The following is a 14,221-nucleotide window of genomic DNA, read 5'->3' as shown; positions in this document are numbered from 1 at the left end:
GCTAGGCGCCCCCTCAGGGGCGCGGGGAACGGCGCGACCAGCCACAACGGCGTCGCAGCCGCACAACTGCCCCGCACCCCAAGCTCTCAGGCGCCCACCCGTTCCGCCCGCCGCAACAACACCGCCGCCACCACACCGCCCAGCAACACCGCCACCGCCCCCCCCAACTGACTGCTCCCCACTCCGGAGGAGAACGCGTCCAGCACCCGCCCCCGCTCGCCCTCACCCTCCGCCGAAGCCAGCGCCGCGGGCAGCGACGTCGCCGATACGGGGGCCAGGGCCGCGAACCGCGAGGTCAGCACCGCGCCCAGCACGGCCACCCCCAGGCCGTTGCCGAACTCCGCCAGCGTGCCGTTGACGCCCGCGCCTACGCCCGCCCTGGCCGGCGGGATCGCGCTCATCAGCGCGTGGGCCATGGCCGGGTTGCCGAGCGCGCACCCCACGCCGATCAGCAGCAGCCCCAGCAGCGTGCCGGCGTAACCCTGCCCGGTCAGCGTGGCGATGGCCACCAGGCCCGCCGCCATCAGCACCATGCTCAGCAGCACCGTCACCGGCGTGCCGAGCCTGGCCAGCCACTTGGCCGAGACCCCGGAGAAGTTCAGCAGCACCACCGTCAGGGCCAGCGGCGCGGTCCGCAGCCCGGCCTCCAGCGGGCCGTACCCGAGGACGAACTGCAGGTGCTGGGTGAGCAGGAACAGTGCACCGCCCATGCCGAAGGCGATCAGCACGAGACTGGCCACCGCGCCGGTGAACCGCTGGTCGCGGAAGAAGGTGAGATCGAGCATCGGGTACGGGACGCGGCTCTCCCAGTAGGCGAAGAGGGCGAGCACGCCCACGGCGAAGGCGGCCGTGGCCAGGACCCGTCCCGACGTCCAGCCGTGCCCCGGGCCGGAGATGATCGCGTAGACCAGCGCGGCCATGCCGATCGTGGAGAGGACGGCGCCCAGCAGGTCGGGCCGGTCGCCCTGCCGGTTCCTCGACTCCGGGACCAGGGCCACGACCGCGACCAGGCCGAGGGCCACCACCGGCAGGTTGATCAGGAAGATCGCGCCCCACCAGAAGTGGTCCAGCATGAAACCGCCGATCAGCGGACCGCAGGCGAAGCCGAGCGCGCTGACCGCGCTCCAGATGCCGATGGCCTTGGCGTGCTCGGCGGGCGCGAAGATCTGCATGACCACGGCGAGCGTGGTGGTCAGCAGCAGGGCGCCGCCGATGCCCATGCCGGCCCGCGCCGCGATCAGCTGGCCGGTGGTGTCCGCGAGTCCGGCCGCCAGCGAGCCGATCCCGAACAGGGCGAGGCCGGTGGCCAGCATCTTCTTGCGGCCGTACCGGTCGGCCGCGCTGCCCGCGGTGAGCAGCAGGCCGGACTGGACGAGCGAGTAGGCGTTGATCATCCACTGGATGTCGGAGGTGGCCGCGCCCAGCTCGTCGGTGAGCGAGGGGATGGCCACGTTCAGCACGGTGTTGTCCAGGACCACCGTGAGCTGGGCGAGGCTGATGACACCGAGGATCAGCCAGCGCTGCGGGTGGCCCTGGACCGGGGGTGCGGCTCCCCGCTCCTTGGCGGATTCCTGGGGTGATGTCGTCATGTTGTACAGCGTATAGGTCTCCCTATACGCTGTACAACGGCGCATCGTCCGGAGGGGATCAGTCCGTCGGCGAGGTGAGGTCGTAGAAGGTGGCCGAGCCGGCCGTGACCTCCTTGAAGTTGGCCTCGACCCACGAGGTGATCTGCGACGCGGTGCCGGAGTCGCCGCCCCTGCCGCCGCCTGTACCGCCGCCGATGAAGTAGTGGATCCGCCCGTCCGCCACGTACTGCTTGAACTGGGCCAGGGTCGGTGACGGGTCGGTGCCGTTGAAGCCGCCGATCGCCATCACGGGGTCGCCGGTGCCGAGCTGGTAGCTCGCGGCGTTCTGGGAGCCGATCGCGGCGGCGGCCCAGGTGTACGCGTCGGCGTCGGTCTCCAGCAGCTTCTTCGCCTCGGAGCCGACTTCGGCGCCGTCGAGCAGGCCGCCCATGCCGCCGCCCGCACCCATGCGGCCACCTTCGCCGGCCGGGGTGTTCGGCGTCCGGCCGTTCTGACCGTTCTGGTTGGTGCCCCCGGCGCCCGGGGCGGTGCCGCCGCCGGGGAAGCCACCTCCGGGGCCGCCCTGGGTCTGCCCCTGGCCCTGGCCGCGTGGGTTCCCGCCGCCCGGGAAGCCGCCGCCCCCGGGGCCGCCGCCACCGCCGGGGCGGCCGCCCATGCTCGCGCCGGCCGGACCGGCCGTGACGATGGAGCCGCTGTGCCCCTCCCGCACGGTGCTGAGCGTGTACGCGGTGGGCGCGGCCAGCGACGCCACGAGGCCGAGCCCGGCCGCCGCGAGGGCGGTCCGCCGCCCCACCCGCCCGGCGAAGACCAGCCCGAGCGCGGCGACCAGGCCGCCGACCAGGACCGGCACCCTCAGCCAGGGGAGGTAGTCGGGCGTCCGGTCGAGCAGGACGTAGCCCCAGGCCGCGCTCGCCGTGACGGCGGCGGCGAGGGCGAGCGACGCCCAGGGACGCTCGCGGCGTTCCCACAGGGTCGCGGCGCCCATGCCGATCACGGCCGCCAGGTACGGCGCGAGGGCCACCGTGTAGTACTGGTGGAAGATGCCGGCCATGTAGCTGAAGACGGCCGTGGTCATCAGCAGCGAGCCGCCCCAGACCAGGAGGGACGCGCGCGCGGTGTCCGTGCGGCCGGCGCGGCGCGTGGCGAGCAGGCCCGCGACGAGCAGGATCAGGGCGGCCGGGAGCAGCCAGGAGATCTGGCCGCCGATCTCGGAGTTGAGCATGCGGTCCCAGCCGGTCTCGCCCCACTGCCCGCCACCGCCACCGCCGCCCATGCCGCCGCCCCCGCCACCGACGCTGCCGGTCTCCTCGCCGTTGAGGCGCCCGAGGCCGTTGTAGCCGAAGGTCAGCTCCAGGAAGCTGTTGTTCTGCGACCCGCCGATGTACGGGCGCGACGAGGCCGGCCACAGCTCGACGACCGCGACCCACCAGCCGCCGGAGACGACGATCGCGGCGGTCGCCAGCGCGAGCTGCCCAAGGCGCTTCCCGAGCCGCACCGGTGCGCAGACGCCGTAGACGAGGGCGAGGGCGGGCAGGATCAGGAAGGCCTGCAGGGTCTTCGTGAGGAACGCGAAGCCGATCGCGACGCCCGCCCACACCAGCCACTTGGTCCGGCCGTCCTCCAGCGCCCGTACGACGAGGTAGCAGGCGGCGGACATCAGCAGGGCGAGCAGCGCGTCCGGGTTGTTGAACCGGAACATCAGCGCCGCGACCGGGGTGAGCGCGAGGACGGCGCCCGCGACGAGTCCGGCCGCGGGGCTGAACCGGCGGCGCACGGCCGCGTACACGACGGCGACCGTGCCCACCCCCATCAGCACCTCGGGGACGAGGACCGACCAGGAGGAGAGGCCGAAGATCCGCACCGCCAGCGCCATCGGCCACAGCGCGGCCGGGGGCTTGTCGACGGTGATGGCGTTGCCGGCGTCGAGCGAGCCGAAGAAGAACGCCTTCCAGGACTGGCTGCCCGCCTGCACGGCGGCCGAGTAGAAGGAGTTGGCGTAGCCGGAGGCGCTCAGGTTGCAGAGGTAGAGGAGGGCGGTGGCCAGCAGGAGGCCGAGGAAGGCGGGGCGTACCCAGCGCGGGTCCTCGGGGCGGCCGCGCCACACCCGGCCGGGCCGGGACCACCGGGGCTGCCGGTGGGCGGGCGACGGTCCCACGCGCTCGTCGGCGGGGGCGCTGGTGCCGTCGGCGTGCGTGGCCGGGTCGTAGTGCGTCGTCATCGGGCGTCGCTCCAGGTGCGCTGCGGGTCCGGGAGGTGAGGTTCCGGGGAGGGGGCCGTGGGCGGTGTGTCGGGGAACACCCAGGCGCGGAAGAGCAGGAAGCGCAGCACGGTGGCCGCGAGGTTGGCGGCGATCAGCACCGCCAGCTCGGTGGAGTGGTCCGGATCGGCCGTCGCCGCGCTCAGGGCGGCCAGCGAACCGCTGGTCAGCGCGAGTCCGATGCCGAAGACGACCAGCCCCTGCGCCTGGTGCCGCACGGCGCCGCCCCGGCCCCGTACCCCGAAGGTCAGCCGCCGGTTGGCGGCGGTGTTGGCGACCGCCGAGACCAGCAGGGCGAGCGCGTTGGCGAGCTGGGAGCCGGTGAAGTGGCGGAAGCCGCTGTAGAGGAGGAGGTAGAAGAGGGTGGACAGGACGCCGACGACGCAGAAGCCGACGAGTTGCCGGGCCAGGCCCTGCGGTACGCCGGTCAGGTCGCGGTCGCGCGGGTCGTCGCCGAAGGGGCGGGCCAGCCGGTCCAGCGGCAGCGAACCGGTGGCCAGGGCCTTGCCGACCCGCCACACGCCCCTGAGGTCCTCGGTCGCCGTCCGCACGATGTGCACGGTGGAGTCCGGGTCGTCGACCCAGTCGACCGGCACCTCGTGGATCCGGCAGCCGGCGCGCTCGGCGAGCACCAGCATCTCGGTGTCGAAGAACCAGCCGGTGTCCTCCACCAGCGGCAGCAGCACCTGGGCCACGTCCCGGCGGATCGCCTTGAAGCCGCACTGGGCGTCGGAGAAGCGGGCCTGGAGGGAGCCGCGCAGGATGAGGTTGTAGCCGCGGGAGATGAACTCCCGCTTGGCGCCGCGCACCACCCGCGCGCTGCGGGCGAGCCGGGAGCCGATCGCGAGGTCCGAGTGACCGGAGATCAGCGGCGCCACCAGCGGCAGCAGCGCGTTCAGGTCGGTGGAGAGGTCCACGTCCATGTAGGCGAGGACCGGTGCGTCCGAGGCCGACCAGACGGTGCGCAGGGCCCGGCCGCGCCCCTTCTGTTCCAGCCGGACGGACCTGACGGCGGCGAGGTCGGCCGCCAGGCGGGCCGCGACGTGCGGGGTGCCGTCCGTGGAGGCGTTGTCCGCGACCGTGATGCGGAAGGCGTACGGGAACGTCCGGGTGAGGTGCTCGTGCAGTCTCCGGACGCAGGGCCCGAGGTCCTTCTCCTCGTTGTAGACGGGGACCACTACGTCCAGGACAGGCGTACCGGCTCCTGCGGCCGGGAGGTGCTCCCGCGCCGGCAGGGAGCCGGGAGAAGAGTCGGTTCGCATGGGACCGACTCTTCTCAACTCCCCTGTCGCACCCGTGTGGTGGGACTGTGCTGCGCCTGTGAATGCGCCCGCCGGTCCGGCCGGTCGTGGACCACGGGCAGGGACCGGTCGTGGACCACGGGCAGGGACCGGTCGTGGACCACGGGCAGGGACCGGTCGTGGACCACGGGGAGATACACGGTGAAGACCGTCCGGCCCGGCGCGCTGTCGACCGTCACGCCGCCGCCGTGCGCGGTCGTCACGGCCTGCACGATGGCGAGTCCGAGGCCCGTCGAGCCGGTCGCGCGGGATCGCGCGGAGTCCCCGCGGGCAAACCGTTCGAAGACGCGCGGCAGCAACTCGGCGGGGATGCCCGGCCCGTTGTCCACCACGTCCACGCAGAGCCAGGCCCCGTCGCGTCGCACGCGCGCCGTGACGGTGGTGCCCGGCGGGGTGTGGTTGCGTGCGTTGCCCAGCAGGTTGACCAGCACCTGCTGGAGCCGGGCCGGGTCCGCCGACACCAGGGCCGGTTCGTCGGGCAGGTCGAGCCGCCAGGTGTGGTCGAGACCGGCCGCGCGGGCGTCGCTGACGGTGTCCACGACGAGCGGTACGAGGTCGGTGCGCCCGAACTCCAGCGGCCGTCCGGCGTCCAGGCGGGCCAGCAGCAGCAGGTCCTCGACCAGCAGGGTCATGCGGCCGGCCTCGGACTCGATGCGGCCCAGCGCGTGCCGGGTGTCGGGGCCGACCTGTTCGCGTCCCCGGCGGGTGAGTTCGGCGTAGCCGCGGATGGAGGCGAGGGGGGTGCGCAGTTCGTGGCTGGCGTCGGCGACGAACTGCCGTACCCGCGTCTCGCTCTGCTGCCGGGCGTGCAGGGCTCCGTGGACGTGGTCCAGCAGCCGGTTGAGCGCGGAACCGACCCGGCCGACCTCGGTGTGCGGGTCGCACTCGGACTCCGGGACCCGTTCGTCGAGGTTCACCTCGCCCGCGTGCAGCGGGAGTTCGGAGACCCGGCCGGCGGTGGCGGCGACCCGGCGCAGGGGGCGGGTGGCGACGCCGACGATGACGGCTCCGGCGAGGGAGGCGGCGACGAGACCGGCGGCGGTGACGCTGGCCTCCACGAGGACCAGGGTGTTGATGGTCTCGGTGACGTCGGAGGTGGGCAGGGCGGCGTAGTAGCCGTCGTGGTACTCGACGCGGTAGTCGCCGAGGCCGGGGATCTCGACGGTGTGCGCCCCGCCGTCCCGGGGGACGGAGGCGAGCGCGGTGCGCTGGGCCTCGTCGAGGGAGACCGCCGTCGTCCTGCTTGGGTCCGTGCTCTCGTCGTCCTTCTTGCCGTACTTGGCGTCGACGACGGCACCGTCCCGCGTCTCGGCGACGATCGTGTCGCGCGGCTGCGGTCCGCCGTGCGTGACGAAATCGCCGAGGTCCATCCGCTGCTTCACTCCGCCGCCGGGGCCCGGTTCGCCCGGCGGCCCGAAGCCGGACACACGCCGCACGACCTCGCCCACCTGCCCGTCCAGTTGCTCGTACAGGTGCGAGCGCAGCGCCACCGTCGTCACCGTGCCGATCACCGCGCAGACCACCGCGATCAGCGCCACGGACGCGACGACGAGCCGCGTCCGCAGGGTCCGCGGCCGCGGTCGTCGCCTGCGGCTCATGACACCGCGGGCTTGATCAGGTATCCGGCGCCGCGCCGGGTGTGGATCATCGGCTCGCGCCCCGCGTCGATCTTCCGGCGCAGGTAGGAGATGTACAGCTCCACGACGTTGGCCTGGCCGCCGAAGTCGTAGGACCACACGCGGTCCAGGATCTGCGCCTTGCTCAGCACCCGCCGCGGGTTGCGCATCAGGAAGCGCAGCAGTTCGAACTCGGTGGCGGTGAGGTGGATGCCGTCGCCGCCGCGGGTGACCTCGTGGCTGTCCTCGTCGAGGGTGAGGTCGCCGACCACGAGGACGGAGTCGGAGCGCCGGTCGGCGGCACCGGAGCGGCGGATCAGTCCGCGCAGCCGGGCGACGACCTCCTCCAGGCTGAACGGCTTGGTGACGTAGTCGTCCCCGCCCGCGGTCAGCCCGGCGATCCGGTCCTCGACGGCGTCCTTGGCGGTCAGGAACAGCACCGGCACGTCCGGCAGGTCGCGGCGCAGCCGCCCCAGCACGCTCAGGCCGTCCATGTCGGGCAGCATCATGTCCAGGACGACGGCGTCGGGCCGGAAGTCGCGGGCGGTCTGGACGGCGCCGTGGCCGTCCCCGGCGCTGCGGATCTGCCAGCCCTCGTAGCGCAGGGCCATGGACAGCAGTTCGGTGATGGACTGCTCGTCGTCCACTACAAGCACCCGGACGGGGCTCCCGTCCGGCCTCAGCAGTTCGGTGCGCCCCTGGGGCGAGATCGTGGTCATGGCGGACACCATGTCGGAGCGCTCTGAGAGGGCCCTTTCCCCAAGCTGTGATTTCTCTGAGAAACCCGCGGACGCGTCTCGGGCACGCCCTTCAGGCCTCGCCGGTCAGCCCCTCTGCCGTGAGCGTGAGGTGGCGGACCAGTACCTCGGCCGCGGTGTCGGCGTCGCGGGCCAGCGCCGCCTCCTCCAGCCTGCGGTGCTCCTCGACGCCGTCCCGGCCGGGATTGCGGTGCGTCGACCAGCGGCGGGCCAGTTCGCTCGCCGTCCACAGCCGGTCGAAGGTCTCCAGCAGGACGGGGTTGCCGCAGCCCTCCATCAGGGCGCGGTGGAAGAGCCGGTGCGCCTCGGACCACGCCTCGCTGTAGTACTCGCCCTCCTCCGGCGTGTAGGCGGGCGTGCGGGACAGCCGGTGGTGGGCGGCGCGCACCCGGGCCTCCCAGTCGACGTCGCCGCGCTCGACGGACATGCGCAGCAGGACCGGTTCGATGGTGCGGCGGGCCTCCGCGATCTCCTGCCAGCGGCGGTCGGAGTAGGCCGGGACGGCGAAGCCGCGGTTGGGCAGCCGGTCGGCGAGCCCGTCGCCGACCACCCGGACGAGGGCCTCGCGCACCACGGCCAGGCTCACGCCCTGCTCCTTGGCGAGGTCCTGCGGCTTGAGGGCGGCGCCGGGGGCGTGGTCGCCGCGCATGATCGCGTCCCGCAGGTGTGCGTAGACCTGCTCGGAGAGCATCCGCTTCCCCGTCGGCGGGGGCGAGGTGGGGCCGGTCTGAGTCATGGAAGGCAGCATAGACGATCCCTTGAATAATCGATTATCAGTGTTATGGTCGATCGCGGTGGCCGACACGGTCGCCCGCCCCGCACACGGCCCCGGCACGGCCCGGCACGGCCCACGGGGCCGGCCCACCCGAAAGGAAAACGACGCGATGAGCGCCAACAACCCGTTCGCCCGCCTCCCCGAGGCGGCCTCCTTCACCCTCACCAGCACCACCGTCAGCGACGGCGCCCCCTGGCCGGACGCCCAGCACTCCTCCGGCGTCCCCGGCGGCAAGGACCTCTCCCCGCAGCTGTCGTGGAGCGGCGCGCCGGAGGGGACCAGGAGCTACGCCGTCACCGTCTACGACCCCGACGCCCCCACCGGGTCCGGTTTCTGGCACTGGGCGGTCGCCGACATCCCCGCCACCGTCACCGAACTGCCCGAGGGCGCCGGCGACGACACCGGCTCGGGCCTGCCCGAGGGCGCCTTCCAGCTCCCCAACGACGCCCGCGCCGCCCGCTACATCGGCGCCGCCCCGCCGGCCGGGCACGGCCCGCACCGCTACTTCGTCGTGGTGCACGCCCTCGACGTCGAGTCCATCGGCGTCCCGGTCGACGCCACCCCCGCGCTCCTCGGCTTCACCATGGCCGGGCACGTCCTCGGCCGCGCGGTCCTGACCGCCACCGCCGAGACCCCGGCCTGACCCACCCCGTGTCCAGGCTCATCGACACCACGGAGATGTACCTCCGCACGGTCCTGGAACTGGAGGAGGAGGGTGTGGTCCCGCTGCGCGCCCGCATCGCCGAGCACCTGGACCAGAGCGGCCCCACCGTGAGCCAGACCGTCGCCCGCATGGAACGCGACGGGCTGCTGCGGATCGCCGCCGACCGGCACCTGGAGCTGACCGACACGGGCAGGCGGCTGGCGACGCGCGTGATGCGCAAGCACCGCCTCGCGGAGTGCCTGCTCGTCGACGTGATCGGCCTGGAGTGGGAGCAGGTGCACGCCGAGGCGTGCCGCTGGGAGCACGTGATGAGCGAGGCCGTCGAACGCCGCCTCCTGCGCCTGCTGCGGCACCCGACCGAGTCGCCCTACGGCAATCCGATCCCGGGCCTGGCGGAACTGGGCGGCAGGGACACCGCGGTCCCGCACCCCGCCGGGAGCGCGGTCAGCCTCGGTGACCTGCGACCCGGGCCGGACGGCACGAGCGCGGTCGTCCGGCGCATCGGGGAGCCGGTCCAGACCGACCGCGGGGTGCTGTCCGCCCTGCGGCGGGCCGGGGTGCGGCCGGGCGCGGTCGTGAGCGTCACGGCGTGGTCAGGCGGCGTGACGGTCGGCGGCGGCGACCGGACCGCCCGGCTCCCGGCGCGGACCGCCGCGCACGTCTTCGTCGCCCCGCTCTGAGCCCGCACCTCAGCTCCGCCGGCCCTCCTGGCTCCCGTGGTCCTCCATGCTCGTCCGGCTCGTCTGGCTCCCTGGCAGCCCAAAGAGCCGGGCCGCGTTGTCGTGGCACACCCCGCGCAGCCACTCGTCCCCCAGCTCCAGCCGCTCCAGGGCGTGCAGCTGGTGCAGGTAGGGATACGGGATGTTGGGGAAGTCGGTACCGAGCAGGACGCGGTCGCCCAAGTCCGCCAGCCGGGGCAGCGCGCGGCGCGGGAAGGGCGCGAGACGCTCGCTGAAGTCGGTGAACGCCATGGTCGTGTCCAGCCGCACTTCCCCGTACCGCTCGGCGAGGTCCAGGAAGTCCTCGTACTCGGGCATCCCGAGGTGCGCGACGACCAGCCGCAGCCGCGGGTGCCGCGCCAGCACCCGCGCGATCGGCTCGGGCCCGGTGTGCTTGCCGGGCGCCGGGCCCGAACCGCAGTGCACGACGACCGGGACCCCCGCCTCGGCGAGCACGCCCCACGCCGGGTCGAGCAGCTCGTCGGCCGGGTCGTACGCCCCCACCTGCACATGTGCCTTGAAGACCCGCGCCCCGGCCTCGACGGCCCGGCGGACGTACGTCTCGACGCCCGGCTCGGGGAAGAGGGTGGAGGTGTGCAGGCAGTCGGGGGTGCGGCGGGCGAAGTCCACCGCCCAGCCGTTCAGCCACTGGGCCATGCCCGCCTTGTGCGGGTAGAGCATCGCGGTGAAGGCCCGCACCCCGAACGCGCGCAGCAGCTCCGCGCGTTCGTCCTCCTGGTGCCGGTAGGTGATCGGCCACTCGACCCCGCCGGTCAGCGGCCCGAGGGCGTCGAAGTAGGCCCAGACCTTGCGCAGCACCCGCTCGGGCATGAAGTGCGTGTGCACGTCGATCAGCCCGGGCAGCCCGAGCCCCTCCCAGAACCGGCGGACCTGCCCCGCCTCGTGATCACTCATGCGGCCACGATGTCGCCGCGCGCTCGCCTGGACAAGGGGGGCGAGGGGGGAGGGGACGCTCGGGAGACGAGGTCAGAACAGGCCGTCCTGTACTCCGGCCGCTCGTCTGAGCTCCCGCAGGGGCACGGCGCACGGCTCACCCCCGGCGGCCAGCAGCTCCCACCCCGTCATCAGCCGGGTGTCGAGCACGACGACCCCGCGCTCCGTGGCCAGATGCAGATCCGGCCCGGCGGCGGCCACCAGCTCACCCCCGATCGCCCCGCCCGCCACCAGCTCGGCCACCTCCGCCACGGCGGCCGGCCCCCGCTCCGCCCCCGTGATGCCGAAGACACCCGCGTGGTCGACGCCCCGGAACGGCTCCGGCGTCAGCGCCTCCGGCCAGCCGCCGAGCGCCGCCGCCCGCGCGTGCAGCCCGGCGATCTCGGCCGTCCGCTCCGCCTCCGACTCGGGCAGCGCGGCCCGCACCGCGCGCTTGTGGGCGTACGGGATGCGGTCGGGCACGCCCAGCGCGGCCCGCAGCAGCTCCTCGGTGCGGCGCGCGGCCATCAGCGGCCCGTGGCCCAGCCAGCTGAAGCACACGGCCCCCTGCTCGAGGAGCCGGGCGGAGCCCCGTTCGTATGCGGTGATCCCCACCTTGACGAGGCCCGGACCGAACCACGCCAGATAGACGCGGTACGGCCGCGGATCGTCCGCCATGGTGTCGGCGGCCACGGAGTGGGCCCGGTCCAGCCGGGCGCACTCCTCGCACCGCGCCCCCGTACTCCGCCCGGCCACACCGGCCCGCACCGGACACGCGTTCCCCCGTGCTCCCACACACGTCCGCACACCCCCCTCGGCGACCGCGAAGGCCACCCGCTTCCCCCGGGCCAGCACACTGCGCCGGCCCCCGACCCACGTCAGCACGGGACCGTCCGCCGCCCACCGCAGCCCCGCGCACTTCCATGCCTGTGCCATCCCCACCGACAGTAGAGGGCACCACTGACAACGGCCGGTGACAGGAGCCCGCGACGACGTCCGGGCGGGCACTCACTCATGGTGAGCGCCCGCCCGGACGTACCGTATGACCATGGCAGAAAGTGAACCGATGTGCCCCGAGCGACTGCTCATGGAGCACGTCACCAGCCGCTGGGGCACCCTGGCCCTGATCGCTCTGCTCGACCGCCCCTACCGCTTCAGCGAACTGCGCCGGGAGATCGGCTCGGTCAGCGAGAAGATGCTGGCCCAGACCCTGCGGACACTGGAGCGCGACGGCCTGGTCGACCGCGACGCCAAGCCCGTGATCCCGCCCCGCGTGGACTACTCCCTCACCGACCTCGGCCGCGAGGCCGCCGAACAGGTCCGGGACCTCGCGCGCTGGACGGAGCGCCGGACGGCGGCGGTCGAACGGGCCCGGGGGGCGTACGACGCGGACCAGACGTGACGCGCCGCCGCCCCGACGGCGTCACGACGCCGGGAACCGCTTCACGACTTCAGGACCGCTTCACGACTTCAGGACCGCCTTCATGACGCTCTTGGCGATGGGCGCGCCGAGCCCGCCACCGGAGATGTCCGCACGGGAGATGTCCATGTCGGTCGGGTCGATGAACACGGCCACCGCGACGGAGGACCCGTCGTCCTTCTTGCCGTAGGACACGAACCAGCCGTACGGCACCTCGTCGTTCACGTTGACACCGCGCTGCGCGGTACCGGTCTTGCCGCCGACCGTGACACCGTCGATCTGGGCGCGGCGGGCGCTGCCCTCCTTGGCGGTGAACTCCATCATCTCCTGGACCTTCTGCGCGGTCTCGGCGGAGACCGCCTCGCTCATCACCGCGGGCTCGGTCTTCTCCAGGGTGTCGAGGTCCGGGCCCTTGACCTCGTCGACGACGTAGGGCTGCATCACCTTTCCGTCGTTGGCGATCCCGGCGGTGACCATGGCCATCTGCATCGGCGTACTGGTGAGGCTGCCCTGTCCCATGCCGGTGAGCGCGGTGCCGGGCTTGTCGAGGTCCTCGGGGTAGAGGCTCTTGCTGGCGAGCAGGTCGCCGAAGTCGTCGGAGTAGACGTCCTCGTTGAAGCCGAACTTCTCGGCCGTCTCGCGCATCTTGTCCTGCCCCAGCTTGGAGGCGGCGTCGAGGAAGACGTTGTTGCAGGAGTGCTGCATCGCGGTCTTCATCGAGGCCTTGTTGCAGACCGCGTCACCGGCCTCACTGCCGATCTTGTTGGTGGACTGCGGCAGCGGGTACGGGGAGACGGCGTCCGTGCGGGCGTCGACGTCGGTGACGATCCCGTGCTCCAGCGCGGCGGCGGCGGTGAGGATCTTGAAGGTGGAGCCCGGCGGGTAGGTCTCCCGCAGCGCGCGGTTGGCCAGCGGCTTGTTCTTCTTCTTGTCCAGCGCCACGAAGCGGTCGGACTCCTTGAAGGTGCTGCCCGCGAACGCGGACGGGTCGTAGGAGGGCGCCGAGACCAGCGCCAGCACCTTCCCGGTCTGCGGGTCGAGCGCGACCACGGCCCCCCGGGCGCCCTTCAGGTCGGTCAGCCCGTCCCAGGCGGCCTTCTGCGCCTTCGGGTCGATGGTGGTGACCACCGAGCCGGCCCGCCGCCCCTCACCGCTGACCACGTCGGCGAACCGCTGGAAGGCCAGCCGGTCGTCCTTGCCGGTCAGGATGCCGTCGTAGGTCTTCTCCAGCAGCGTCATGCCCTGGGCCTGCGAGGCGTATCCGGTCACCGGCGCGTACATCGGCCCGTCGACGTAGGTGCGCTTGTACTTGAGGTCGGTGGTCTCGGTCTCCTTGGAGCCGGTGACGGCCCGGCCACCGACGATGATGTCGCCGCGCGGGGTGGCGAACTGCTCGATCTGCACCCGCCGGTTGTCGGTGTCGGAGGCCAACTCCGGGGCCCGGACGTACTGCAGCCAGTTCGCGCGGATCAGCAGGCCGAGCACCAGCAGACCGCAGAAGATCGCCACGGCCCTCAGCGGCTTGTTCACCGTCGGCCTCCGTCGAGGCTCGTCCGGTCGGATATGAAGACTGGTCCTCTCAACATGCGCTCACCCTAGACAAAGTTGCGCACCGTCATCACGTCCGGTCGCCCGTGACCGCCGTGTCGCCCGACTCCCGTCGCCCGTGGCCGTCGAGTCCCGGCGGCGACAATCCGTCGGAACGTGTCACTCCTGCCACTGGGACCTGCCCCGTGCCCTGCATAGCGTGCCCGCATGAACCTTGCCGGCCTCCTTCCCTACGTCATGCCGGTCGTCATCGGCCTCGTCGTCGTCCTGCTGCTGTCCCTCGTCCCGGACCCGCACCGCCGGCCCCTGAACGCCATCGGGGTCGCCGGCGCCGGGGGCGTCTACTTCTCGGGCGGCGGCCTGGACGCCTGGGAGCTGCCCTTCGGCGCGCTCATGCTGTACGTCGCCTACCGGGGCCTCACGTCCTGGACGTTCATCGGCATCGGCTGGCTGCTGCACACCGCGTGGGACGTCGTCCACCACCTGAAGGGCAGCCCGATCCTCCCCTTCGCCCACGACTCGTCCCTGGGCTGCGCGATCTGCGACCCGGTCATCGCCCTGTGGTGCCTGCGCGGCGGCCCGCCCCTGCGCGAACTCCTCCCGGGCCGTCGCGCTCCCCAGGAGCGAATGCTCACCTGACG

Annotated in this window: 13 protein-coding genes; 4 read left to right on the top strand and 9 right to left on the bottom strand. The window is 73.1% G+C overall.

Annotated elements, in window-relative coordinates:
- Positions 1-86: 86 nt before the first annotated feature.
- The 6 genes from ACZ56V_RS15350 to ACZ56V_RS15325 all read right to left on the bottom strand — a co-directional run bounded on the left by ACZ56V_RS15350 (position 87) and on the right by ACZ56V_RS15325 (position 8,257).
- Entirely contained in the window at positions 87-1,589 is a 1,503-nt protein-coding gene (locus ACZ56V_RS15350; protein ID WP_468942547.1) for an MFS transporter, read from the bottom strand.
- Positions 1,590-1,647: 58 nt separating this feature from the next.
- Positions 1,648-3,807 carry a glycosyltransferase family 39 protein gene (locus tag ACZ56V_RS15345; protein ID WP_468942545.1) on the bottom strand — a complete coding sequence of 720 codons (2,160 nt, stop codon included), beginning with the start codon at positions 3,805-3,807 and terminating at the stop codon, positions 1,648-1,650.
- The gene (locus ACZ56V_RS15340; protein WP_468942543.1) at positions 3,804-5,108 is read right to left on the bottom strand and encodes a bifunctional glycosyltransferase family 2/GtrA family protein; all 1,305 of its coding nucleotides are present in this window, start codon (positions 5,106-5,108) and stop codon (positions 3,804-3,806) included. The genes ACZ56V_RS15345 and ACZ56V_RS15340 overlap by 4 nt, the downstream gene beginning before the upstream one ends.
- Positions 5,109-5,122: 14 nt before the next feature.
- The gene (locus tag ACZ56V_RS15335) at positions 5,123-6,745 is read right to left on the bottom strand and encodes a sensor histidine kinase (protein ID WP_468942541.1); all 1,623 of its coding nucleotides are present in this window, start codon (positions 6,743-6,745) and stop codon (positions 5,123-5,125) included.
- Entirely contained in the window at positions 6,742-7,482 is a 741-nt protein-coding gene (locus ACZ56V_RS15330; protein WP_198601728.1) for a response regulator transcription factor, read from the bottom strand. The genes ACZ56V_RS15335 and ACZ56V_RS15330 overlap by 4 nt, the downstream gene beginning before the upstream one ends.
- 91 nt (positions 7,483-7,573) lie before the next feature.
- On the bottom strand, positions 7,574-8,257 hold the full coding sequence (locus tag ACZ56V_RS15325) for a GntR family transcriptional regulator (RefSeq protein ID WP_398911251.1): 684 nt from the start codon (positions 8,255-8,257) through the stop codon (positions 7,574-7,576).
- A gap of 148 nt (positions 8,258-8,405) precedes the next feature.
- Here ACZ56V_RS15325 and ACZ56V_RS15320 point away from each other — a divergent pair, with 148 nt between their 5' ends.
- Positions 8,406-8,939, top strand: coding sequence for a YbhB/YbcL family Raf kinase inhibitor-like protein (locus ACZ56V_RS15320; RefSeq protein WP_468942539.1), 534 nt, complete (start codon positions 8,406-8,408; stop codon positions 8,937-8,939).
- A gap of 8 nt (positions 8,940-8,947) precedes the next feature.
- Positions 8,948-9,640, top strand: a complete 693-nt coding sequence (locus tag ACZ56V_RS15315) for a metal-dependent transcriptional regulator (protein WP_468942538.1) — start codon at positions 8,948-8,950, stop codon at positions 9,638-9,640.
- A 9-nt stretch (positions 9,641-9,649) separates the two neighbouring features.
- Here the strand turns inward: ACZ56V_RS15315 and ACZ56V_RS15310 are convergent, their stop codons facing one another.
- Together ACZ56V_RS15310 and ACZ56V_RS15305 are read right to left on the bottom strand one after the other, a co-directional pair.
- Positions 9,650-10,594 (bottom strand): amidohydrolase family protein, encoded by a 945-nt coding sequence (locus ACZ56V_RS15310; protein WP_468942537.1) that lies wholly within the window; start codon positions 10,592-10,594, stop codon positions 9,650-9,652.
- 72 nt (positions 10,595-10,666) lie between these two features.
- Positions 10,667-11,548: a DUF2797 domain-containing protein gene (locus tag ACZ56V_RS15305; protein WP_468942535.1), complete on the bottom strand. Its 882-nt coding sequence runs from the start codon at positions 11,546-11,548 to the stop codon at positions 10,667-10,669.
- A 106-nt stretch (positions 11,549-11,654) separates the two neighbouring features.
- Here ACZ56V_RS15305 and ACZ56V_RS15300 point away from each other — a divergent pair, with 106 nt between their 5' ends.
- Positions 11,655-12,014 carry a winged helix-turn-helix transcriptional regulator gene (locus ACZ56V_RS15300; protein ID WP_356370342.1) on the top strand — a complete coding sequence of 120 codons (360 nt, stop codon included), beginning with the start codon at positions 11,655-11,657 and terminating at the stop codon, positions 12,012-12,014.
- 60 nt (positions 12,015-12,074) lie between these two features.
- On the opposite strand, the gene ACZ56V_RS15295 is transcribed toward ACZ56V_RS15300, so the two are convergent.
- On the bottom strand, positions 12,075-13,562 hold the full coding sequence (locus tag ACZ56V_RS15295; protein WP_356370339.1) for a peptidoglycan D,D-transpeptidase FtsI family protein: 1,488 nt from the start codon (positions 13,560-13,562) through the stop codon (positions 12,075-12,077).
- 225 nt (positions 13,563-13,787) lie between these two features.
- Between ACZ56V_RS15295 and ACZ56V_RS15290 the strand changes: the two genes are divergently transcribed.
- Positions 13,788-14,219, top strand: coding sequence for a DUF6010 family protein (locus tag ACZ56V_RS15290; RefSeq protein WP_467378643.1), 432 nt, complete (start codon positions 13,788-13,790; stop codon positions 14,217-14,219).
- The last annotated feature ends 2 nt before the right edge of the window (positions 14,220-14,221 follow it).

Source organism: Streptomyces sp. NPDC034099, assembly GCF_055575415.1.
This window is presented reverse-complemented; position numbering and strand designations above follow the sequence as displayed.